Annotated in this window: 14 protein-coding genes; 6 read left to right on the top strand and 8 right to left on the bottom strand. The window is 51.2% G+C overall.

Annotated elements, in window-relative coordinates:
• Window positions 1–119: 119 nt before the first annotated feature.
• Window positions 120–1,628, bottom strand: coding sequence for a cardiolipin synthase (gene cls, locus ACFVRY_RS23470; protein ID WP_387502707.1), 1,509 nt, complete (start codon window positions 1,626–1,628; stop codon window positions 120–122).
• Window positions 1,629–1,842: 214 nt separating this feature from the next.
• Between cls and ACFVRY_RS23465 the strand changes: the two genes are divergently transcribed.
• From ACFVRY_RS23465 to ACFVRY_RS23455, 3 genes are all read left to right on the top strand, one after another.
• Window positions 1,843–2,763: a TetR/AcrR family transcriptional regulator gene (locus ACFVRY_RS23465; RefSeq protein ID WP_387502706.1), complete on the top strand. Its 921-nt coding sequence runs from the start codon at window positions 1,843–1,845 to the stop codon at window positions 2,761–2,763.
• The gene (locus tag ACFVRY_RS23460; protein WP_387502705.1) at window positions 2,760–5,939 is read left to right on the top strand and encodes an efflux RND transporter permease subunit; all 3,180 of its coding nucleotides are present in this window, start codon (window positions 2,760–2,762) and stop codon (window positions 5,937–5,939) included. The genes ACFVRY_RS23465 and ACFVRY_RS23460 overlap by 4 nt, the downstream gene beginning before the upstream one ends.
• Window positions 5,940–6,207: 268 nt before the next feature.
• Window positions 6,208–7,152: a 1-phosphofructokinase family hexose kinase gene (locus tag ACFVRY_RS23455; RefSeq protein WP_387502704.1), complete on the top strand. Its 945-nt coding sequence runs from the start codon at window positions 6,208–6,210 to the stop codon at window positions 7,150–7,152.
• 123 nt (window positions 7,153–7,275) lie between these two features.
• Here ACFVRY_RS23455 and ACFVRY_RS23450 read toward each other — a convergent pair whose 3' ends face one another.
• Window positions 7,276–7,956 (bottom strand): TorD/DmsD family molecular chaperone, encoded by a 681-nt coding sequence (locus ACFVRY_RS23450; protein WP_387502703.1) that lies wholly within the window; start codon window positions 7,954–7,956, stop codon window positions 7,276–7,278.
• Window positions 7,957–8,355: 399 nt separating this feature from the next.
• Window positions 8,356–8,976 (bottom strand): LysE/ArgO family amino acid transporter, encoded by a 621-nt coding sequence (locus tag ACFVRY_RS23445; protein ID WP_387502702.1) that lies wholly within the window; start codon window positions 8,974–8,976, stop codon window positions 8,356–8,358.
• A 315-nt stretch (window positions 8,977–9,291) separates the two neighbouring features.
• Here ACFVRY_RS23445 and ACFVRY_RS23440 point away from each other — a divergent pair, with 315 nt between their 5' ends.
• Window positions 9,292–10,836 (top strand): aminotransferase-like domain-containing protein, encoded by a 1,545-nt coding sequence (locus tag ACFVRY_RS23440; protein ID WP_387502723.1) that lies wholly within the window; start codon window positions 9,292–9,294, stop codon window positions 10,834–10,836.
• 163 nt (window positions 10,837–10,999) lie between these two features.
• On the opposite strand, the gene ACFVRY_RS23435 is transcribed toward ACFVRY_RS23440, so the two are convergent.
• Window positions 11,000–14,722, bottom strand: a complete 3,723-nt coding sequence (locus tag ACFVRY_RS23435; protein WP_387502701.1) for an immunoglobulin-like domain-containing protein — start codon at window positions 14,720–14,722, stop codon at window positions 11,000–11,002.
• Window positions 14,723–14,879: 157 nt separating this feature from the next.
• On the opposite strand from ACFVRY_RS23435, the gene ACFVRY_RS23430 reads away from it, so the two are divergent.
• Window positions 14,880–15,485, top strand: a complete 606-nt coding sequence (locus tag ACFVRY_RS23430; RefSeq protein WP_387502700.1) for a TetR/AcrR family transcriptional regulator — start codon at window positions 14,880–14,882, stop codon at window positions 15,483–15,485.
• 31 nt (window positions 15,486–15,516) lie between these two features.
• On the opposite strand, the gene ACFVRY_RS23425 is transcribed toward ACFVRY_RS23430, so the two are convergent.
• The 3 genes from ACFVRY_RS23425 to ACFVRY_RS23415 are packed head-to-tail and all read right to left on the bottom strand — an operon-like array spanning window position 15,517 to window position 19,026.
• Entirely contained in the window at window positions 15,517–16,557 is a 1,041-nt protein-coding gene (locus ACFVRY_RS23425; protein WP_387502699.1) for a sensor histidine kinase, read from the bottom strand.
• The gene (locus ACFVRY_RS23420) at window positions 16,554–17,231 is read right to left on the bottom strand and encodes a response regulator transcription factor (protein ID WP_387502698.1); all 678 of its coding nucleotides are present in this window, start codon (window positions 17,229–17,231) and stop codon (window positions 16,554–16,556) included. The genes ACFVRY_RS23425 and ACFVRY_RS23420 overlap by 4 nt, the downstream gene beginning before the upstream one ends.
• The gene (locus tag ACFVRY_RS23415; RefSeq protein WP_387502697.1) at window positions 17,161–19,026 is read right to left on the bottom strand and encodes an ABC transporter ATP-binding protein; all 1,866 of its coding nucleotides are present in this window, start codon (window positions 19,024–19,026) and stop codon (window positions 17,161–17,163) included. The genes ACFVRY_RS23420 and ACFVRY_RS23415 overlap by 71 nt, the downstream gene beginning before the upstream one ends.
• A 381-nt stretch (window positions 19,027–19,407) precedes the next feature.
• Between ACFVRY_RS23415 and ACFVRY_RS23410 the strand changes: the two genes are divergently transcribed.
• Entirely contained in the window at window positions 19,408–20,613 is a 1,206-nt protein-coding gene (locus ACFVRY_RS23410) for an MFS transporter (RefSeq protein WP_387502696.1), read from the top strand.
• A 103-nt stretch (window positions 20,614–20,716) separates the two neighbouring features.
• On the opposite strand, the gene ACFVRY_RS23405 is transcribed toward ACFVRY_RS23410, so the two are convergent.
• Entirely contained in the window at window positions 20,717–22,426 is a 1,710-nt protein-coding gene (locus tag ACFVRY_RS23405; RefSeq protein ID WP_387502695.1) for a glutamine--tRNA ligase/YqeY domain fusion protein, read from the bottom strand.
• Between the last annotated feature and the right edge of the window lie 83 nt (window positions 22,427–22,509).

The raw sequence follows: 22,509 nt of genomic DNA, 5'->3' as shown, positions 1-22,509 counted from the left end.
GCAAAACTAAAAGGCATGAGTCCGGTACAGTACCGAACTCATGCCCAACGAATCGCCTAATCATATAACCTGTCTAACTTTATGGGGTCACTTCAGTCCAAGTGGTTTATTATTCTATCCTACAGCAGCGGAGACATTAGACGCGCCGCCGATTCCAGTATCCGTTCCATCAGTCGTTTGTTCATAAATTCCTCATGTACGATTTGTCTAGTGGAAAGTAGGTCCCGCTCGAAGTCCTCGACAATCCGCGCTACACTCTCTGTCCGGATCAACAGCGCATTCACCTCGAAGTTCAGGTGGAAGCTACGCATGTCCATATTTGCCGTGCCAATTGTGGCAATTTCCCCGTCCGTAATAAGCAGTTTGGAATGAATGAATCCCTTCTCATACTCGTAAATCTTCACACCGGATTCCAGCAGTGCCGGAAAGTACGAATGGGACGCCAGAAACGGAATCCACTTGTCCGGTTTGGCCGGAAATAGCAGCCGTACATCAAGACCAGACATCGCCGCAACACGCAGTGCGGTTAGAATATCCTCATCGGGAATGAAATATGGCGAAGCAATCCAGACGGATTCTTGCGCAGAGGTAATCATAGAGAAAAAGAGATTCTTGAGTGCCCGGCGTTCGTTATCCGGCCCGCTCGCAATAATCTGCACCGCGCCGTCTCCAGCCATATACCTGAGTTTAGGCGACAAGTAATCCTGCTCCAGAATCTTCTCCCCCGTCGTATGCATCCAGTCCTGGAGGAAGATAATCTGCATCGTCCGTACCGCCTCACCACGTACCAGCATATGCGTATCGCGCCAGAACCCGTAAGTTTTGCTGCGGCTCAAGTATTCGTCGCCGACGTTAAGTCCGCCCATAAAGCCTACATCACCGTCGATGACGACGATTTTGCGGTGATTTCGGTAATTCACCCGACTGGAGAAAAAGGAAGTCGAGTTGCCGTAAGCCGCCACCTGTATCCCGGCATCGCTCATTTCCTTCAGAAAAGACTTGGAGAGCTGAATGCTGCCGACCGCATCGTACATGAATCGGACGGTAACGCCGGCACGGGCTTTTTCAATCAGAATCTGCTGGATGCGTGTCCCGATATGATCTGCCCGAAAGATGTAATACTCCATATGAATATGATGCTGTGCCTGCCGCAGCTCCAGAAGGAGGGTGCCAAAAGTCTCTTCTCCGTTGGTCAGGACCCGCGTCTCTGACGTACAGGAGATTGGCGTCCGTGCCAAGCGTTGCGACAATCCCAACAGCTTCTGATGAGGCTCTGCAAACTCTGACCAATCATGGTGAGTACGCAGCGCATCGTTCTCAATTCGTTCGTAGGCCATCATGTCAAGCTGGGCCTTTTTATCATATTTACGACGCTTGAATACGTTCTGTCCGAACAGGAAATAAAAGATAAGTCCCACTACTGGGATCAAAGCCAGCAGCAAGATCCATGACATCGTTGTGGAAGGATTCCGGTTCTCCATAGATATGGCAAGTCCGATGGATATGACCGTCAATGTAGAGAAAATACTAATAATGGTCGTGCCGGTACTACCGAACAGACCAAAGCCGAAGTAGTAAAAAGCTATAAAAGCTCCAATAATGACAATTGCCTGCAATCCTCTTCTCATATTCTACCTACCTTCTTTTTACATCACGAAAATGACACATTTATATATTACATGAATACAGGGGTTCTTCCTACAAAATCGGTGTCAAATTGATAATTGCGTCAAAATTGTAACCTTTGTCAGTGTAAATTTGTAATACCCAGAAAGTTGTAATATAATTTTCATGACTAATCAGTCAATTTCAGAACTTATCAGTCAGAAAGGGGATTCATCGGTGGCAGACCGTACCCAGGACAAGAAGGAACAGATTATCAAGACGGCGATGCAACTGTTCGCTGTGAAAGGTTCTTCCTCTACTTCCATGCAGGAAATCGCGGAGCTGAGCAGCATGTCCAAGGGCAGCCTCTATCTCCTGTTTAAATCCAAGGAGGAGCTGGAACGCAGCATTTATATATACTGCTTCAAGATGATCCGTGATCCGCTGGTTCACGCGGAGCAGGAGACCGGGAAGTCGCCGCGCGAAAAGCTGCGGAACCAGGTCGAAATTCTGCTTAATCATGTATACGAGCTGCGCGAGTTTTTGCAGCGCCAAATTCAGGATTTTGCCGGAAAAGGCTATTCTGATATCCCCGAATGGCTGCAAAAGAGTAATGTGGTCGTGATGGGCTGGTTCCAGTCCAAGATGGAGAGCCTCTACGGCAAGGATATCTTGCCCTATACAGGCGATTTATCCATGATCGCTCACGGCATGATTAGCTCTTATGTACGCGTTCTCTTCCACCCTGAATCCTTTGTGCCTACGGCACGCATGGCGGATCATCTGATCAACATGATGGACATCATCGCGGCCTCCCTGCTTGCAGACAAGCCCGCCCCGCTCATCTCACATGCGATGGTTGTAGGGATGCTGGCTGGTCAAGAGGGGAACGTACGCAAGAATCCGCTTCAGTTGATCAAGGAAATGAAAGACCTGCTTGGTGCTACCCCTCTCAAGACCAGACAACAGAAGGATGCCGCGGATTCGCTTGCCATTCTGGAAGGGGAAATGCTTGTTTCTCACCCGCGGAGAGCCATTATTCAAGGGATGCTGTTCAATTTGCAAGCCTGTCCCGAACTTGCCGAGCCTCTGATGGAATTAAGAAAGTTGTTATCACCTTATATGCATAACCAAGAGGAGCTGAATTGTACGCCATGAAAAGTTTGATTAATTTTTCACTTAAAAACAAATTTGCGATTTGGCTTCTGACGATCATCATCGTCTTTGCTGGTCTGTACAGCGGACTGACCATGAAGCAAGAGACCCTGCCGAATATCAGTATTCCCTACCTGAGTATCACAACGATTTATCCAGGCGCTGCGCCAGAAGGGGTTGTGAATGATGTCAGCAAACCCTTAGAGCAGAAGCTGCGCAATGTGGATGGTGTCAAAACGCTGACCTCCACCTCCCTGGAGAACGCCTCCAGCATCTTCATTGAATTTAATTACGGCACCAACCTGGACAATGCGACAGCAGCGGTCCGCGAAGCATTGAATGAGGTCGTCCTGCCGGACAACGTGCAGAAGCCGAGAATTTCCCGCTTCAGTCTCAGCTCTCTTCCTGTCGTATCTCTCAGCCTTGCCGGTGATGGCTCCAAGCCGCTTGAAGAATTGACCAGTATTGCGGAAAACGACATCCGTCCAGCACTGGAAGACCTTGAAGGCGTAGCGTCTGTCCAAATCGCCGGACAGTATGTTAAAGAAGTCTCCCTGAAATTTAATCAAGATAAGCTGAAGCAATATGGACTGACCGAAGATACGGTAAAAGGTATCGTTCAAGGATCTTCCTTGCGTGTACCGCTTGGCCTGTTCGAAATGGAAGCATCACAGAAAGCCGTCGTTGTCGACGGGAATGTCACAACCATTGATGACTTGAAAAACGTTGCTATCCCTGTAATGCCAAGCGGTGCTGGCGCAGCCGGCGGTGCCGCAGCTCCAGGAGCTGCTGGTGGTGCGGCCGCAGGAGGTGCTGCAAACAACGGTGGAGCCGGAGCGAATGCCGCAGCCAGTGCGGCCCTCGGTGCAGGACTTCCTACCGTCAAACTTGGCGAATTGGCAGATATTGAAGTTGTAGGCCGTTCTGAATCCATCTCCCGTACTAACGGGAAGGAATCCATCGGTATTCAGATCGTCAAGGCTAATGATGCCAACACCGTTGAAGTAGTCAACAAAGTCAAGAAGAAGACCGAAGAGCTCAAAGAACAGTTCAAGGGTCTTGACCTGACGGTTCTGCTCGACCAAGGTAAGCCGATCGAGGATTCGGTAAGCACCATGTTATCTAAGGCTGCCTTCGGTGCCTTGTTCGCGGTCATTATCATTCTGATCTTCCTGCGGAATATCCGCTCAACGATTATCTCGATCATCTCCATCCCGCTCTCACTGCTGATTGCAGTGCTGTGCCTGCGCCAGATGGATATCACCCTGAATATGATGACACTAGGCGCGATGACCGTAGCCATTGGACGGGTCGTGGATGACTCCATTGTCGTCATCGAGAACATCTACAGGCGGTTATCACTATCGGGCGAGAAGCTGCGTGGCAGAGAGTTAATTAGCGCGGCAACACGCGAAATGTTCGTGCCAATCATGTCGTCCACTATCGTTACGATTGCCGTATTCTTGCCGCTTGCATTTGTCAGCGGAATGGTCGGCGAATTGTTCCTGCCATTTGCCCTGACTATGGTCTTTGCCCTGCTGGCTTCACTCATTGTAGCCATCACGCTTGTACCGGCAATGGCGCACTCACTGTTCCGTAACGGGCTGAAAAAGAAGAACGATCATCACGATAAACCGGACAGATTGTCTGCCTGGTATCAAAAAGTGCTGGATTGGTGCTTGTCCCACAAGCTAGTCACTTTTGGTGTTGCTGTTATTCTCCTGGTAGGCAGCTTGTTCCTGATCAAACCGATCGGTGTCAGCTTCATGCCATCCCAGGAAGAGAAGAACGTTACGTTGACTTATTCACCTAAAGCAGGACAGCGTCTGGAGGATGTGCAGGCGCAAGGCCTGAAAGCAGAGAAATATATTTTGGCACAGAACCATGTAGATAAGATGCAGTATTCCATCGGCGGAAGCAGTCCGTTCAGCTTGGGCGGTTCTGGTGGTAAGTCGGGACTGTTCTATGTTGCTTACGACAGCAAAACGCCTGATTTCGAAGCCGTGAAAGAGAAACTGATTGAAGGACTCACCAAAGAAGTTCCAGAAGGCGTCTGGGGCGATATGTCCGGTATGGCCGGTGGCGGCCTTGGCGGCAGTACGCTGACGGTTAATATTTTCGGAGACAATCTGGATCAGCTGAAGCCTGTAGCCGATGAAATTGCCGGAATTGTACAGAAGGATACCGCCAGCTTCAAGGATGGCAAAACAAGTCTATCCGCAGCCTATGATCAATACACCATCGTAGCGGACCAGCAAAAGCTTAGCTCACTGGGCCTTACGGCCGGACAAATCGCCATGAAGCTCAGTCCTGCTGGAGCACGTCCGGTTCTGACCGAGATCAAGCTGGATGGCAAAAACTATAATGTCTATATCGAGACTGAAAAAGATACGTATACCAGCATCAATGAGATGGAGGATGCGCTTCTCACTTCGCCGCTTGGCATCACCGTGCCAATTAAAGATGTAGCCAAGGTTGAGAAAGGTTCTTCTCCGGACTCGATCACTCGTATGGATGGCAAAATGAAAGTGGATGTTACAGCGGATATCATCGCTAATGACGTTAACGCTGCTTCCAATAGTGTGAAGACCAAAATCGAAGCTCTTAACTTGCCTGATGGTGTAACGGTTACGTTCGGTGGTGTTACAGAACAAATCAATGACACCTTCGGACAACTCGGTATTGCTATGGCTGCCGCAATCGCCATCGTATACTTCGTACTGGTGGTTACCTTTGGCGGCGGGCTTGCGCCATTCGCCATTCTCTTCTCGCTTCCGTTCACCGTCATCGGAGCGCTGGTTGCCCTGCTGTTAGCCAAGGAGACCTTGAACGTCTCCGCTCTGATGGGTGGTCTGATGCTGATCGGTATCGTCGTCACCAACGCGATCGTACTGATCGACCGTGTTATTCATAAAGAAAAAGAAGGACTTACCACCCGAGCAGCCCTGCTGGAAGCAGGCGGTACGCGTCTGCGTCCAATCCTGATGACCGCACTCGCTACCATCGGCGCATTGCTGCCGCTCGTGAGCGGACTCGAAAACAGCGCCGGCATCATTTCCAAGGGCCTCGGCGTCACAGTTATCGGTGGTCTCATCAGTTCCACGCTCCTGACACTCGTGGTAGTGCCGGTAGTGTACGAATTCCTGATGAAATTCCGCAGAAAGACTGTGGAAGAATAACACTAAGTCTCTCGCTTCGCTATATTGAGCTACAGTAGCTCAATATCAAGTGAGTCTGAAACTGTAGCTAGTAAACAAGTCTTTACTTGTACAACAGCTTGAATGATCCAAGAGGCCCCTCCGCATATGGAGGGGCCTCTTGGCATGTGATTAGGGAATTCCATTCCTATGGAAAAGGTCAAGAACAATGAGGTTACGGCATCTTGTATCGAGGGATTTCCGAACAGTACAATGAAGCTATGGATGTCTATAGAGAGGAAGACTTAACATGATTACAACCGTCACGCTGAATGCGGCTGTCGATAAAATCTATACTGTACCGGGATTCCAAGTAAATGGCGTCCACCGGATCACTGATTCTCTAACTCTCCCCGGCGGCAAAGGCGTCAACGCCGCACGGGTGTTACGCCAGTTAGGAGCAGAAGTAATCGCCTGCGGCTTTGCTGCTGGATATACCGGCGAGCAGTTGCTAGCCGGGCTGGCTGAAGAAGGCGTTGACGCCGACTTCGTCAAAGTCCCGAAAGGGGAGACACGGCTGGCCTTGACCGTGCTCGACCCTGCTTCTACTACCCAGACGGAGCTGATTGAGTCTGGGCCAGTTATCACCGGGGAGGACCTTTTGGCCCTGCGCAGCAGGCTGGAGATACTGGCCCACCGTTCCCGGTGGGTACTGCTCTCGGGCAGCCTGCCTCCAGGCTGCCCCCCTTGGCTCTATGCAGAGCTGGCCGATATCGCCCATCACGGCGGCGCCAAGGTGATGCTGGACGCCAGCGGCGAGGCCCTGCGCCTTGGTCTTCAAGGCCGGCCCGAGCTCGTGAAGCCCAACGAGCACGAAGCCGCAGAGCTGGCCGGTCTGGCCGACACCGGCAGCGAAGACACCGCTCGGCAGGCGCTGGAAGCGCTGCTGGAGCTTGGCGCGCGTGACGCTGTCGTCACGCTGGGGCCCCGCGGCGCAGTTGCCGCCGCGGACGGGCAGCGTTACCGTGTGACGCTGCCGCAGGTCACTGCCGTGAGCCCGCTCGGCAGTGGGGATGCCACGGCCGCCGGCTTACTGGCGGCGGCTGTGGCTGGGGGTGACTGGCCGGCGCGGCTAACGCTCGGCGCGGCCTGCGGCACGGCAGCAGCTCTGCAGCGCGCTGCCGGTGTCGTGAACCCCGGCGATGTGGCAGCCATTGCCGCCGGGGTTGCCGTCAGCGTGCTGCCCCGGGACTAACGGGGCAGCACGCTGACAAGCGAGCAAAGTGGGCGTCTCCAAGTCGACGCCCACTGTGTGCTTTAAGAGCTAGTTTCGCGCTTCACTTAGCACACAAAAAAGCCCGGTTGCCCGGGCTTCTTCTTACAACATAGATGTAGCGCTTGTCTCCAGCGAGGCCTTCCAGGCTCGCAGCATTTGCAAATCTTGCGGCAAAAACTCCTCCAACATGTGACTCAAGCCGAGGTACAGCTTGCTCTCCGTCAAGGAATTAAGACGTTCGCAGAACTGTGGGGTCCATCTCAATAGATGCTCTTCCAGAAAAGCCTCCTGGATCTCCAGCAGTTCCATGGCGCTTCTCACCGTGAAGCAGTTATATAGCATCCGCTCGTGCAGCACCGCCATGAATTCCAATTCAATAGCAATATGATCATCGGCTTCTTCACCGCATTTCTTAAATACGACTCCCGCCGAGGCATACACATCGGACAGGACATTGCAGAATTCTTCGGCCCGGCCCCGGTTAGCTGCTTCACGTGTGGCCCGTTCATTCATCAGCCGAGTGTATTCCTGCGTCTCCTGTTTGCAAATCTGCGGCAGCTTGCCAGGCTCCTGACTGCAAAGGTAACGCTTCAGCTCGCGGCCGCCCTCGGTCATCTCAGCAGCGATGCTCATTTGACGTGTGCTGCACCACTGAGCCACCAGAGAAAGAGATGGTTTTCTCCCGAAGAAATCCAACAGCAATTGATATATTAATCCTCGACTTTCCAGCCAACGGGTGTAAGCTTCCGGCACAACAAGCGATGAAGCGGATTGTAAGGTCATTTGACAAATCCTCCCCTATTGTTATTCCCGGGTACCGCGGCAAGGAATAGCCGCTTGGCATCTTCCGGTATCCTAGCTGTGTTCTTGGAAAAAGGATGCAATGTTCCTTCTATATCTAAATTATATCGAAACCATAAAACGCTTTCGGTGAGCATTCTATGTCCATTCCCTTCAATTGTCGCAGATCTGTCAAATTCAGCAGCAAATCAGCAGGCGCTTGGGATCGTCAGATTTCTCTATCTCCACAACGTTCTCTGTCATGTGTAATTCTCCTCCGCAACCTGTGCTGCAACTATTGTATGCCTCTGGAAGACAAGCAATTCCAGTGGTCAAAGGAAGAGCAACTATCCAGGGGATTCACCGCCGCTGAGAATTCCTCAATTACCCATTATCCTATCGTTACTTTCCAGTCCATATATTCCATAACTGCATCCCCATATAAACCGCGATCCCCCAGATCAGCAGAGCAGATGCCCTGTTCAAGGCACGCAAAATCCGCCCCGAAGGGTCCGCTTGTCCCACCACCCGCCCGGCGACTGCGAGTCCGATGAACCACAACCAGGAGACTGCTGCTGTCGCACCGGCAAATATCCACCGTTCTCCACTGCCATATTGCAGGGAACTGGTTCCGATGACTCCTACAGTATCCAGTAGTGCATGGGGATTTAGCAGAGACACCGACAAAGCATAGGCTATCTGCCCCTTTGCCGATAGCACTTTCACCTCGCCTTGTGCCGGTGTGCTACCCCAGATGCTCCAGCCCATATATGCCAGGAAAATCAATCCCACGCTATAAATCACAGGTGTTACCCAGCCCACGGACATGACAACCAACGAAACTCCACCGACAGCAGCCCCGATCAGCAGCGTATCACATAGGGCGGCGGTCAGCACTACCGGCAGCACTCCTCGAAATCGCGAATGAAGCGAACCCTGGTTAAAGACGAATATATTCTGTACTCCCAGCGGCAAAATAAGTCCAAACGCCAATATAATTCCATGTATAACTGCTTCAAACATTTGTAAGAACCCTCCTGATGATTTCTTTATGATGAGAAAATCTTTGGTGAGCAGCATAACTGCGCACCATTGATAGTACCTTTCCGCAACATAACCGTAACCATCCAAATTCCAGATTAATACCCAACCAAGACACAGCAAAGCTGCCTGTCCATGATATACTCAACGCAGAAAGAGCCACCAGAGTGGTGGCAAAAGTGTTAATATTTCGAGTTCGATGATTATAGCGATTTTATATAAAGGAGTTCTGCCGTGAAGCCTACTTCTAAGCAACCCGCTTTCTCCTCTCCTTCTTCAAAAGATAGAGTAGCGCCAGTGGATGCTCTCAACGCCGAATCAGTAGCAGGCACAGCCTCTGCCAGAGGCACTGGTGAATGGCGACCAGACGCAACTTCCGCGCTGCCGCTTCATGCCCAGATATCAGACTATTTTATCGACAAAATCATTAGCGGAGCCTGGCCCCCTGGCATGCGACTAGCTCCGCAGCGGGAGCTGTGCCGACAGCTCGGCGTCAACCGCAGCACCCTTGTAACCGCATTGGGGCAACTGACCGCGATGGGGCTGATTGAGGGAAAGAGAGGGGGTGGAACCCGAATTTCCACCCCCTCTGCCGAGCGTGATGGTTCCAGTGCCAAACAGGAATCCAACGGCTTTGACGGACAGGTTCGAGCGGGCAATTGGAATGATTATGTGGAAGAAGGTATCCACTATCCCAACCTGCCCACTATCCAAGCTATTAACCGGCTAGAGTATGAGCGAGGGCTAATCCGCCTTGGCACAGGAGAACCGGCCCCAGACCTGCTACCTGGCCAGGTTATGCAGGAGATTCTTGGCGGGCTCGCGCGCGAGCCACTATTGCCGCTGTCCTACGAAGAGCCGCTTGGCAGCTTGGAACTGCGGACAGCCCTTAGTAACAAGCTATCAGCATCCGGTATTCATACTTCCCCCGCCTCTATCCTGATTACCTCAGGGGCATTGCAAGGGCTACAACTTATCGCGATGGGGCTGCTGCCCCGCGGCGCAGCCATCCTGCTGGAGAAGCCGTCCTACCTGTACTCCATCCATGCCTTCCAGTCTGCAGGCGTGAAGTTTAGTGGTCTGCCAATGGATGAACGGGGGCTGATGACGGACAGTATTGCGCAAGAGGCTCACCGGACTAAAGCGGCTATGTTGTATACCATTCCGACCTTTCACAATCCCACAGGCATTCTGATGGATGAAGAGCGGCGGAATGCGCTGATGGCTACTACAGGCGCCCTTGGCCTGCCGATTCTCGAAGATGGAGCCTACCAGGAACTGTGGTTGGATGCACCCCCGCCTCTGCCACTGAAAGCCTTGGATCATGAGGGCCGGGTCCTTCACCTCGGAACCCTCTCCAAAGCCGCCAGTCCAGGCCTGCGCATCGGCTGGATTGCCGGCCCGGAATCAGTTGTCGCACGGCTGGCCGATATTAAGATGCAGTCCGACTATGGCGCAAGCTCCCTGTCTCAGCTTGCCGCCGCCAGATGGCTGAGCGGTGGCTATCATGAAGCACACGCTAATGCCTTGCGTCAGAAGCTGCGAATGCGACGGGACGCGGTGCTGGAGATGCTACAGGTTCACTTCAGCGAGCTGGCTACTTGGAATATACCTGCAGGTGGCTTTTATATCTGGCTGTCGCTCCGTCAGCCGTTATCTCTGCGCAAGCTGTTCAAAGCAGCCCTGCAGTCTAGCCTGCTGCTCAATACAGGCGATCTCTACGACCGCGGGGACAACCGCCATCTGCGGCTCTCCTACGCCTACGCTACAATCGCAGAGCTGGAAACTGGCCTGTCCATCTTGGCCAGGATACTCCGCAATTTACAGCGCCATCATCCCTAGACCGCGATGTCGTAGGCCCCTATTTCCTTCCCTGTTTACTCTCCCGCAATTTGCAACGTCACCATCTCTGGACCGTTATGCGAAAACCAAAAACGCCGCTTTCCCCAACCAACAGGGAAAGCGGCGTTTGCGTTATATGCCGTCAGATACAATACCGGCTGTATTAAATGGACAATGCCTCGAGCAATCTGTAGATCGCCGTTGCGGCTTCACCACGGGTCGCTGTACGCTCCGGACGGAAGGTCTGATCCTCGAACCCACCCAGAATGCCTGCCGCAGCCCCAGTCGCAATGGACTCAGCCGCCCATTGCGGGATTGCGGAACGATCCGTAAATGTGATGCTGTCGCTTGTCTTCTTATGTGGTGCGCTGTTCAGTGCGCTTGCGAGCATCACCGACATTTCAGCGCGCGTGATGACCTCAGAGCCTTTGAAGATCGTCTTGCCACCGACCTCATAGCCACGAATGATTCCCGCTTCTACAGCAGCCGCAATATCTCCTGCAGCCCAAGCCGGGATGGCTGCCTGATCGGCAAAGCTTGCAGCACTGCCAGAAGACTGCAGTCCCAAGGCTCTGGCAATGAGGGTAGCGAATTGAGTCCGGGTCACCTTCTCATCAGGGCGGAAGCTATGATCGTCGTAACCTTTCATGACTTCCATCCCAATCAGACGGTCCGTATAAGCCTCAGCCCAATGATTGTTCAAATCCGTCATCGGCAGGGCTTGATAGTTAAACACGGCATAAGTGGAGAAATGATTAATGCTAGTAGTAACGCTGCCATTGGCATTGTCAGCTCCACCTACATAAATCCACTTGCTACGCTGCTCATTGTAATAATAGACAGCAGCCTTATGACCGGTAGTAATTTTGTTCTTATCATAAACCAGAGTCAATTCGACCGGCTTATTGAGCAGGCCAGCATTAGTACTGGTAATCTCTACGCCGGCGCTAGCGGCTGTCAGAGTTCCGCCAGTAGGAAGTGCTACCGGCTTCAGTGTTACTTTACTGTCTGAAGTCAGTGCTCCTGCAGGAATCCTAAGATCGGCTGCATCTTTAAGACTGGCAGCCCCGCCCTGTCCCGCATTGACTTGCAGCTCCACTCCTTCAGTGGATGGCTTCGCTGTATTCCCCGGAGTCGGGGAAGCAGCTGGAGTTGGCGCAACTGTCGGAATCGGAGTCGGAGTTGGCGCAGGAGCCCCTCCATTACCATTACCATTGCCATTGCCGTTTCCGCTATTCGGACGAGCAGATACATTTACCGTGCGCACAACTTCTACAGCACTATTTCCAGCCAAATCCTTGGCATTGTATTGCAGCTTGTAAGTGCCCAGCGTGTTGGTATCCACCGAACCGCTAACCACGATAGGGCCTGCAATTCCTAGTTTGTCCATGATCTCCGCACCTGGATCGACAAAGCTATCGCCTTGGGTCAACGTCATGGTGCTGCTACCCTTCAACGTAATCACTGGTGCTGTGCGGTCAATATTCACAGCAAGCGGAAGTACAGCTGTATTGCCGAGCGAATCCGTAGCCCGGAACTTCAACGTATGCTGGCCTTCGGTTGTGATCTTCAGGGAATGATTGCTCTCGTAAGGCTGGAATTCGCCGCTTCCATCCAGGGAGACTTGTAGGGAAACTGTAGTGCCCGGGACATAAACGCTGGCAACTACACTCACATTTGCATCTTGATTAATCCAAACACCACTTGGCTGTTTGACTCCATCTGCAGACTGGATTACCCCGGACAGCTCAAGCGGTGTAATGCTATCGTCCCCGCTAAGATTGACTTCAAAGGTCTTCACCTCAGAAGCGTTACCGCGCAGGATCGTTGCCGTCAAGGTAATGGACGTATCCTTTTTCGGACGGAAAGCCAGCTTGCCTTCCTTGGTCATCAGGACTGGGTTAGAGCTTTCCCAGACGATGCTTGTCCCCTGCACACCAGCAGCAGGCAGATACAAGTCACTCTTCACGGCGCTAAGATCGCCAAGTGTCAGCTTTTCTTTGGCCAACTGTACAGCTTCTACATCTGTATATTCCTTGGCTTTTACTGTAACCTCGAACGTTTTCACAGCACTCTGCGTACCTCGGCTAACCGTCGCTTTGAGCGACACCACCGCATCAGGTTGTCCGGCAGCAGGACGGGTAATATAACCAGTTCCGTCAACCACGCGGATCACCTCTGCGTTTGTGCTCTCCCATTGAACCTTGGCACCATGCTGGCCTTCGGCGGGAAGCTTCAGGTCTGCGATGACTCCGCTAGTATCACCGAGATTAAGTGTAGCTGTTGTATCTTCCACAGCTTGCTTATCGGTGTATGGCTCTACGTTCACAAACACCGGATTGGAGTAGAACCACAGATCGCCATAGTTGCGGCTGTTGATTTCTTGGAAGCGAGTGGCATTATCCGCGGTGTTATTCTTTACATCAAGTAAAGGTTCGCCGTCTTTCGTCTCTCCCGGTACGTTAAGCCCAAGGTTAGTCCCTCTAAGCCGGTAATACCGGCTCTTGTCTGCCGCACCCGGCTTGTAAGTAATCACGTTGTAGCCTTCGGCATCCTTAGTCCAGTCTGCACTAGTGAACCGGGCTACGACTTTAGTGGTATCATTCGTTGGCTTGGAATACTCAGGAGTACCCGGCTGAACTTTGCCGCCGACTTCACCGGAGATCAAATCGACATGATCTACCGAGACAGCATCACCGTTGTTGTTCTTCGCAGGGCTCTTAAAGCGGATGGTAACCTCAACATTGTCACCCTGCTTAACCTCAAGCTCCCCGCCCATGGCTTCCTCACGTCCGTCGCCGGATGCCTTGAAATCCAACGCGTTGATCAGATCGCCGAAGACAGAGAAAGATTTACCTGAACGCATGCCATCAACGATGTTCTGAACGCTTGAACCATTGACCCAGGTGTAGTTCTTGGAATATTCCCCCGGCCAGTATCCGCTAGAATATTTGTTATCCTTGCTGGTCTTAAAGTGGAAGTCGGAATTGGCGAAGTTCCAGAATCTGCGGCCTTCGCCAAGTAGTGCATCCCAGAATCCACCAACTTGAGCTACTTTCACATCTGTTCCGCCGTATACTTCTGCTGTTTCCCCCCGGTCAGGAGACATCTGGTTGCCCAGCATCCCTTCGAAGCCGAAAGCCACATGTGGATCAATATTGTTGAAGTCGCGGACATCCTCAATTTTCAACTCAGAGCTTCCGCCATTCTTACGCGAAGGGTGGTTAATCAGCATATAGCTCTCTGGATAGTGTTCGCTGAGCCATTGAATGCCTTTGCGGGTATCTGCTTTAGTTGAGAAGGCTCTGTTATCCAGCGCAGCCCACTTGGCAACATCGGCAGGATCGAAGAGATTTTCAGCACGGTTCGTGAACAAGTATTCAAACTGATTAACAGCTTTTAAGGATGCCGCTGAGCCTGGATCATTCGTCACAATCCCGATAGCAGCGTGATCATACTGCGGCATGTCCCATTCAAATCCGGAGAAGATGGTCTTTCCAGCATATTTCCCAGAAGCCTGAAGTGTCTTGATTATGGGTGTCTGATAGTCGATAATCCCCTTGGACATCGGGATGGACCCTCCTGGCAGAGGTGTGCCTTCGTGATCACGACCGGACATACGCAAATGATCGGCCAGGAAGAGCCAGTCCAGACCATTCTTGTCAAAGGCGGTATCCAATACATCCTTCAATGATTCCTGCGCATCGTCCGACTCATAGGTATGCACGTGATATTCGCCAGTCATCCATTTTCCGGTGCCGTCCGAAGGCGGACTACCCATCGGTTCGGTTGAAGCTCCATATGCTGTAGGCAGCGACAAGTTCTGTCCCAATGTCATTGCTGCTAGAGCAGCGGTCAGCAATGAACGAACTTTTTTCTTCTGCAAAATAATTAAACCCCCAGTGAACGTAATGAATATGTACTTCCTTCATTAAGGATAGATAACAAATGTAAACTCTTGTCGAATTTTGTAGCATTGTTGTGTAATATACTCATCTGCTACCCGTTATGCTATTCTTTTATCACTGGAGGAGGAAGAATCCATGGCACAATCCAAATCAAGCTCAATCTTAAGTAAAACAGAAATTCTGGATGCCGCTGAGCAGACCTTGCGCCGGTTCGGGCCGGACAAAACATCGGTCACCGATGTGGCAAAGTTACTCGGCGTCAGCCACGGTACCTTATACAGGCATTATCCAAGCAAGGTGGCCTTGCGCGAGGCGGTCACGGAGAGATGGCTAGAGGAGCAAATTCTCGCCCCCCTGGCCGAGATTGCGCAGAAAACAACAGGAGATCCGCTGGCACAGCTGCGGATTTATATTTTGAAGCTAATTGAGCTTAAGCGTCACTGCGCTTCAGAAGATCCAGAAATGTTCAAAATGTATGCGGAGGTTACAGTAAATTCGGCCGCGCTGATCGAGGCCCATGTCCAGTGCATCTATGAGCAGATGAGTAGCGTGGTCGAACGGGGAGTTCGTGAAGGTATACTTGCAGATTCGGTTCCGTCGAAAGTGCTATCCCGCTCCATTGTGCAGGCCACAGCAGGCTATCATCATCCATCCCATGCTTACGAATGGCAGCGCCCTGGTATTGATCAGGAGTTCGAACAGCTTTGGGCGCTACTGGAGAAAGGTCTTGAACAACGATAGTCTGCACATGAACCGGCTTACATCAAGAGGTTCACACCGGTAGACGTACTACAAAAGCCGTCCCTTCTCCGGGACGGCTAGTTGCCGTGACGCTTCCCTCGTGAATCTCAATAATCTTATTCACAAGAGACAACCCAAGGCCACTGCCACCTCCACTAGCACTTCTAGCTTTGTCTGCTTTGTAGAAACGTTCGAAGATGCGAGGCAGATCTTCTGCCGAGATTCCGATCCCGCTATCTCTGATTTCCACTTGAACGACTCCATCCACAGCCTCCATTCGAACCCGAATACATCCGCCCTCCGGAGTGAACTTAATACTGTTGTGCAGCAGATTGGTCCAGACCTGGCTTATGAGATCTTCCACGGCGTACACCTCCACGTTTGCAAGCTCTGCCTCCACCTCTATATTCTTCTCTAGCCACTGCGGTTCGGATGCTAGAATCATATTTCGCAGCTGCTTATCCAGGCGGTAGACCTGCTTCTCAAACGGAAAATTACCTGATTCTAGCGCAGACAACTTCAGGAGATTGTCGCTCAGCCCCGAAAGCCTTGTGCTCTCGGCTTCAATAATGTCAAGATAATGCCGCCTGATATCTGGGCTGAGCGTCTCTGCCTGAAGCGCACGGGTAAAGCCCCGGATAGAGGTCAAGGGCGACTGGATCTCATGTGAGACATTAGAGATGAAATCCTGACGCATGGTCTCCATCCGACCCAGTTCGCTGGCCATCTTGTTGATGCTTTCAGCAATTTCTCCAAATTCACCATAATCCCTATCTTTGGCTAGAACGACATTGAAATCACCGGTGGAGATTCTGCGAAGACCTTCAATAATGGACTTGTAGAAGACCCGTTCCCAGCCACGGAAGGTGCCAGAAACACAAAATACCAGCAGTAAGAACAACGCAATCGACACGATCGTAGTGAGTAACCCTGCTGTATATTCCTGAGCAGGACGGCCAGCCCAGGAATATACCCAGTTCATTAAGAAGTAAGATCCACTCCAGCTAAGAAGAACCACGCCAAGGAATCCGATGAACAACAAAAATCGGATTATTTTCTTGAATTTATTCATATGTCGCTCTCCAGGCGATACCCTAGACCACGCAGCGTACGGATCGCGAATCCGTACCTCTCTCTGGGGAATCGTTCCCGCAAACGGTTGATATGAACATCCAGCGTCCGCTCATTCCCTTCAAAATCATAGCCCCAGATGTCTTCGATCAGCCGTTCCCGGGCCAAGGTCTGCCCTGGATAGCTACCCAGCTTGAAGAGTAACTCGAACTCCTTGAGCGGCAATGTAATCTCCCCATCCTCAGTGTTCACCTCATAGGTTTTACGGTTCATCCGCAGATGGCCGATCACCACACTCTGTGCGGCGGAAATCTGGTACCGCTTGAGTAACGCCTTCACCCTGGCGATCAGGATCGGCGGTTCAAACGGCTTGACCAGATAGTCATCGGTGCCAAGTTCAAAACCTTTCACTATTTGCATCGTTTCCCCTTTGGCCGTCAGCATCAAAATCGGAAAGTCATATAATCTTCGCAGTTCCCGGCACAGCTCCCAGCCATCCATATTCGGCATCATGACATCCAGTATCGCCATATCCACCGAAGTGTTCTCTAGTAGACGGAGTGCTTCTAGCCCGTCAGAAGCCGCGTAGATCTCTTCCATTCCTTCAGCTCTCAGAAACACTTCCACCAATTCGCGGATATGCGGATCGTCGTCCACTACTAGAATTTTGGTCATTTCTAGGTTGAACCTCCTCTTTGCTGCCGGCATAGGCTGTTGGTTCATTCATTTGCAGCTGCTGGGTGGCAAACTCCCGGTACAGCGTATGATGATTTAGCAATTCTTCGTGTGTACCTTTGCCAGTAATCCGACCCTTTTCCATAAAAATAAGCTGGTCCGCATGGACTACCGTAGCCAACCGGTGTGCGATGACAATCGTCGTTCTGCCCTTCATCAGATTCGTCAGCGCCTTCTGCACTACCGCCTCGGATTGACTGTCCAGACTGGAGGTAGCTTCATCAAGCATCAGAATCTCGGGATCGCGCAGCAGCGCTCTGGCAATGGCAATCCGCTGCCGCTGTCCACCCGACAGCTTCACGCCCCGTTCGCCGACATCCGTCTCATATCCATCCGGCAATTCGTCGATAAAGCCGTCGGCATAAGCCATAGCAGCTGCTTTACGCATTTCTTCTAGGCTGACTTTACGTTCAAGGCCGTAGCTAAGATTGTCAGCAATTGTACCCGCCAACAATGGACTTTCCTGTGACACATACCCGATCAGATTCCGCCAGGATTTCAAGGAAAAGTCCGTAACAGGTTTATCGCCCAGTCGAATCGCACCACTCTCGGGCTCATAGAAACGTTCCAGCATGGAGAACAATGTCGTCTTCCCGCCTCCGCTAGGTCCGACAATAGCTGTCACCTGACCCGGAAGCATGGTAAAGCTCACATTGCTGAGCACCTTCTCGCCGTTCTTGTAGCCGAAACTCAAATCTTCTACCGTGATCGGCCCATGGTCCGCTGTTGCTTCCGCTTCTCCCTCGTAGTTCTCTTCTTCAGCCGCCAATGTCTCGATGATACGCTCCGAAGCGCCCTTAGCCTTCTGAATTTGGGTGAAGAAAGTGGTCAATTGGGTCAATGGCATAATAATTTGGATCAGATAGAGAATGAAAGCGACCAGCTCACCGGCAGTGAGCGCCCCCGACGATACCTGCATGCCGCCATAACCAATAATCACAACAAGCAACATCATGAATACAAAAGACACCAGCGGACTAATCATGGCATTGATCTTGCCCTCACGAATACCGAAGGTCAGCAGGTTCATAATTCCGCTTCTACCCGCCTCATATTCCCTTTTCTCTGCGCCGGAAGCCTTCACCAGGCGGATCTCCGATAGTACCGCACTCAGTGTGGCGGTAAAGGTAGCCGTCTCATCCTGCATCCCTTTGGAGATTTTGTACATCTGCCGTCCCAGAGGCACCAATATTAAGGCCGACAGCGGCAGCACAGCGAACAGCACCAAAGTCATTTTCCAATTCAAATAGAGCAGAACGGCAATGGAGCCGACAATCGAAATGACTCCGGTAAACAAGCTGGCCAAATGCTCGGAGATCAGAGTTTTAATGATTCCCGTGTCATTCGTCATCCGGCTGACGCTTTCACCAGTCCGGTTGTCATTATAATAGGATACTGGCAGCACTAGGAACTTGCGCCACAGCCGATCCCGCAGACCCGCTACCATCTTTTGTCCGACATAATTCAGCAAGTAGATGGACACGCCCCCGGCAATCGTCTGAGCGATAAAAGCTCCGATAATTCCGGCAATTTGCAATTTACTTATGGAAGCCAACGAAAATCCGTCAACCAGCGTTTTGGTGAACATAGGAATGACAAGACCCACCAGCGTAGAGACGATACTGAGGGCAATAGCCGTCGTCAGCAGGCTGTAGGAGGGCTTGGTTTCTTTCAGCAGCGTCAGGAACGGTTTTAGTGCCGCGCCCTGCGTCTTTACAGATTTTTTGCTGTTCATGGAGGTTCTCCTTTTCGTCCGGATAAATAGAAGGATGCTTTCAGCTCCCGTCTCCCGTAATCCAATGATAAGCTTGCTGTTTAAACTGAAGTTAAACAATTCAAAAATAAGTTAGGGACCAGGGACATAGTGAAGTCAGTAGGCAAAACCGGGATAGCTGCTGTTAATCATGGATAATCTAAGAAAATGGCACCTTGTGCCTTGTATATATAACGACAATCGCGCAAAAATCACCAGAGATTTGGAAATCTGCTCAAAAGTTGGTTTGTATCCCTTTTCAACACGTGTTACAGTGATAGAAGTTGCCTAGAGACGGCGGCAATGAATATATGTACAGCATTTAGCGGGAAAGGAGTGCCCAATTTGCGGGAGAACCTTCATATGCAATCTTCTTTCACGTCCTTAAAATGGTTCAATTTCTTCGTATATGGAACCATGGTCCTGTTCACCAGCTTTTTTCAACTATACCTTCAGGATGTAGGGATGAACAAGCTTGAGATCGGCAGTGTCATTTCCTTGGGTGCGCTCGTTTCCATCTTCGCTAATCCGTTCTGGGGCATTTGGACGAACCGTTACCAGAACATTCGCCGAATCGTGCTGATCATGCTGACGGGAACACTGCTCTTATCACAACTTGTCTTTCAAGCAAATACATATGAGATGATCTATATCTCCATTATCTTGTTCTTCTTCTTCCAAGGGCCGCTGTTTGCCCAGAGTAATACGATCATTCTGAGCTATATAGACGGAACAACCTATCGTTTTAAGTCCTTCCGGCTCTGGGGCTCGTTGGGATGGGCCATCACTGCGCTAGCTGTAGGCCCCATTATTGACCGAACGGGTGTCTCTATTTTATCCTATCTGTTCGCAGCACTACTACTTGCTTCGATGGTATCGCTGCTGGCACTGCCTAAGCTGAATCATTCCATCGGGATGGCTCCGCTGCCGTTCAGAGGCTTTGGCAAACTTTTTGCCAATCCTTTTTTCCTATGCTTTATTCTCTTCGGAATTCTCGTTTCCATTCCGAATACGATGAATACGACGTTCATGTCGCTGTATATCTCGGATTTGGGCGGCTCCAAAACCATGATTGGACTGGCTGTCTTCCTCTCGTCCATCCTGGAGGTTGGCGTATTCGTTCTCTGCGAACGATTCCTGAAACGCAAGATATCGGTGCTGATCGGCTGTCTGACGCTGGTCAGTGCCCTATACGTTCTGCGGTGGTGGCTGATGGCTGATGCAACGATCCCACTGGAGGTAGCCCTCATACAGATTCTGCACAGCATTACCTTCGGTGGATTTTTCTATGTTGGTGCCCAGTTAACTCGTCTGCTCGTGCCCCGCCCGTACCAATCTTCAGGACAAGCGCTCTATACTTTAACATGGAGCGGAATCTCCGGGATTCTGGGTGGCATTCTCGGAGGATGGCTGTATCAGAATCTCGGGGCCCTCAGCATGTATCAGGGCAGCGTGTTCCTAACCTTTATCGGAACGCTCGGCTTCGGGTTTATGTGGCTGTTCGTCATTCGTGGCCGCTATCAACCTGTCTCTGAAGAACCAGCGCTAGTGGAAGAAGTCGAGTTGTAATCAGGGTTCATGTACAAATAGGGGGAGTTCCGCAGCACTGTTCAGTGACTGCAGGAACTCCCCTTTCGTATGTCTGGTCCTTGTAACTGTGATTCCAGACTACTTATTTCGGCAGTTGAAACGAGCTTTTCAAGGATACTATTAGATTGAACACCAGATGACCTGGCGCCGAATATTTGCTGTCCACGTTGAAGTAACCGTGACGGAAGAATTGGAACTTGTCCTGAGGCACACTATCCTTCAGGCCCGGCTCCACAAAGCCCTGCAGAATCTCCAGGGAGTTCGGGTTCAACTGATCCAGGAAGGTTGGCTCCGGCTTGTCCCCCGCTTCATCCAGACCTTCCACGTCAACCACTTGATCCGGCTCTTCCGCTGCAATCAGAGGCTCCAAGAGGCGGAATTCTGCTGGAACAGCTTGACTTGCTTCGACCCAATGCAACGTTCCCTTCACCTTGCGACCTGTAAATCCGCTACCGCTTTTCGTCTCAGGATCATAGGTACAATGCAATTCAACAACCTCACCGTTCTCATCCTTGATAACCTCATTGCACTTGATAAAGTAAGCATGCTTCAAGCGCACTTCATTACCAGGGAACAAACGGAAATATTTGCTTGGGGGGTTCTCCATGAAGTCATCGCGTTCGATGTAGATTTCACGGGAAAAAGGAATTTGGCGAACGCCCATTTCTTCATTCTCCGAGTTATTCTCCGCTTCCAGTAACTCACTTTGGCCTTCCGGATAGTTCGTAATGACAACCTTAAGCGGGCGAAGCACCGCCATTGTGCGCGGCACAGTCAGCTTGAGATCCTCACGAATGAAATGCTCCAGCATCGGGTAATCTACCAAACCGTTGTTCTTGGAGATTCCGGTCTCGAACACAAAATTGCGGATCGCTTCAGGTGTATAACCACGGCGGCGTAAACCCGAAACCGTAGGCATACGCGGATCGTCCCAGCCATCGACATGGCCTTCATCAACTAGAAGTTTCAGCTTGCGCTTGCTCGTCACGGTCTGGGCGAGATTGAGGCGTCCAAATTCATATTGATGCGGTACAGACGGCATTTCGCATTCCGCGATCACCCAATCGTAGAATGGACGTTGATCCTCGAACTCCAGGGAACACAGAGAATGCGTTACACTCTCGATGGCGTCTTCTAGCGGATGGGCAAAGGCATACATCGGATAAATGCACCATTTGTCGCCCGTATTATGGTGGTGAGCATGAGAAATCCGATAAATGACCGGATCACGCAGGTTAATATTCGGTGAAAGCATGTCGATCTTGGCACGAAGCACCTTTTCGCCGTTCTGGAATTCCCCTGCACGCATACGACGGAAGAGGTCGAGGTTCTCCTCGATACTGCGCTCACGGTAAGGACTGTTCTGTCCCGGCTGCGACAACGTGCCGCGCAGCTCGCGGATCTGTTCAGCACTCAGATCGTCCACATAAGCTTTGCCTTTGTTGATCAGCAGTTCAGCACGCGCGTACATTTCCTCAAAATAATCGGAGGCGAAGCGCAGCTCTTCCCATTCATAGCCGAGCCACTTCACGTCTTCCTTAATGGAATTGACGAACTCGACATCCTCTTTGACGGGATTCGTGTCATCAAATCTTAGATTGGTCTTGCCACCAAACTCATCCGCAAGTGTAAAGTTGATCCAAATCGCCTTGGCATGTCCGATATGTAAATAGCCGTTCGGCTCCGGCGGAAACCGGGTGATCACTTCCTTGGCTTTACCCGAGCGGAGATCTTCGGTAATGACATTCTTAATAAAATTGGAGGGGGTGCTACGATTCTCCACAGATATCAACCTTTCGTTCTGGATTGTTACTACTACCTTGTATGAACATGTTTCCTACTAATATACCCGTTACGCAGGGATTGTTCAATAAA

Source organism: Paenibacillus sp. NPDC057934, assembly GCF_042887565.1.
In the GTDB taxonomy this organism is placed as follows: Bacteria; Bacillota; Bacilli; order Paenibacillales; family Paenibacillaceae; genus Paenibacillus_AQ.
Note: the sequence above shows the minus strand (reverse complement) of the source record. Positions and strands in the feature narration are given on the sequence as shown.

Coding starts and splice junctions, on each gene's coding strand:
- cls (WP_387502707.1), bottom strand. CDS start 1,628: ATGAGAAGAGGATTGCAGGCAATTGTCATTATTGGAGCTTTTATAGCT.
- ACFVRY_RS23460 (WP_387502705.1), top strand. CDS start 2,760: ATGAAAAGTTTGATTAATTTTTCACTTAAAAACAAATTTGCGATTTGG.
- ACFVRY_RS23455 (WP_387502704.1), top strand. CDS start 6,208: ATGATTACAACCGTCACGCTGAATGCGGCTGTCGATAAAATCTATACT.
- ACFVRY_RS23450 (WP_387502703.1), bottom strand. CDS start 7,956: ATGACCTTACAATCCGCTTCATCGCTTGTTGTGCCGGAAGCTTACACC.
- ACFVRY_RS23445 (WP_387502702.1), bottom strand. CDS start 8,976: ATGTTTGAAGCAGTTATACATGGAATTATATTGGCGTTTGGACTTATT.
- ACFVRY_RS23430 (WP_387502700.1), top strand. CDS start 14,880: ATGGCACAATCCAAATCAAGCTCAATCTTAAGTAAAACAGAAATTCTG.
- ACFVRY_RS23425 (WP_387502699.1), bottom strand. CDS start 16,557: ATGAATAAATTCAAGAAAATAATCCGATTTTTGTTGTTCATCGGATTC.
- ACFVRY_RS23420 (WP_387502698.1), bottom strand. CDS start 17,231: ATGACCAAAATTCTAGTAGTGGACGACGATCCGCATATCCGCGAATTG.
- ACFVRY_RS23415 (WP_387502697.1), bottom strand. CDS start 19,026: ATGAACAGCAAAAAATCTGTAAAGACGCAGGGCGCGGCACTAAAACCG.
- ACFVRY_RS23410 (WP_387502696.1), top strand. CDS start 19,408: ATGCAATCTTCTTTCACGTCCTTAAAATGGTTCAATTTCTTCGTATAT.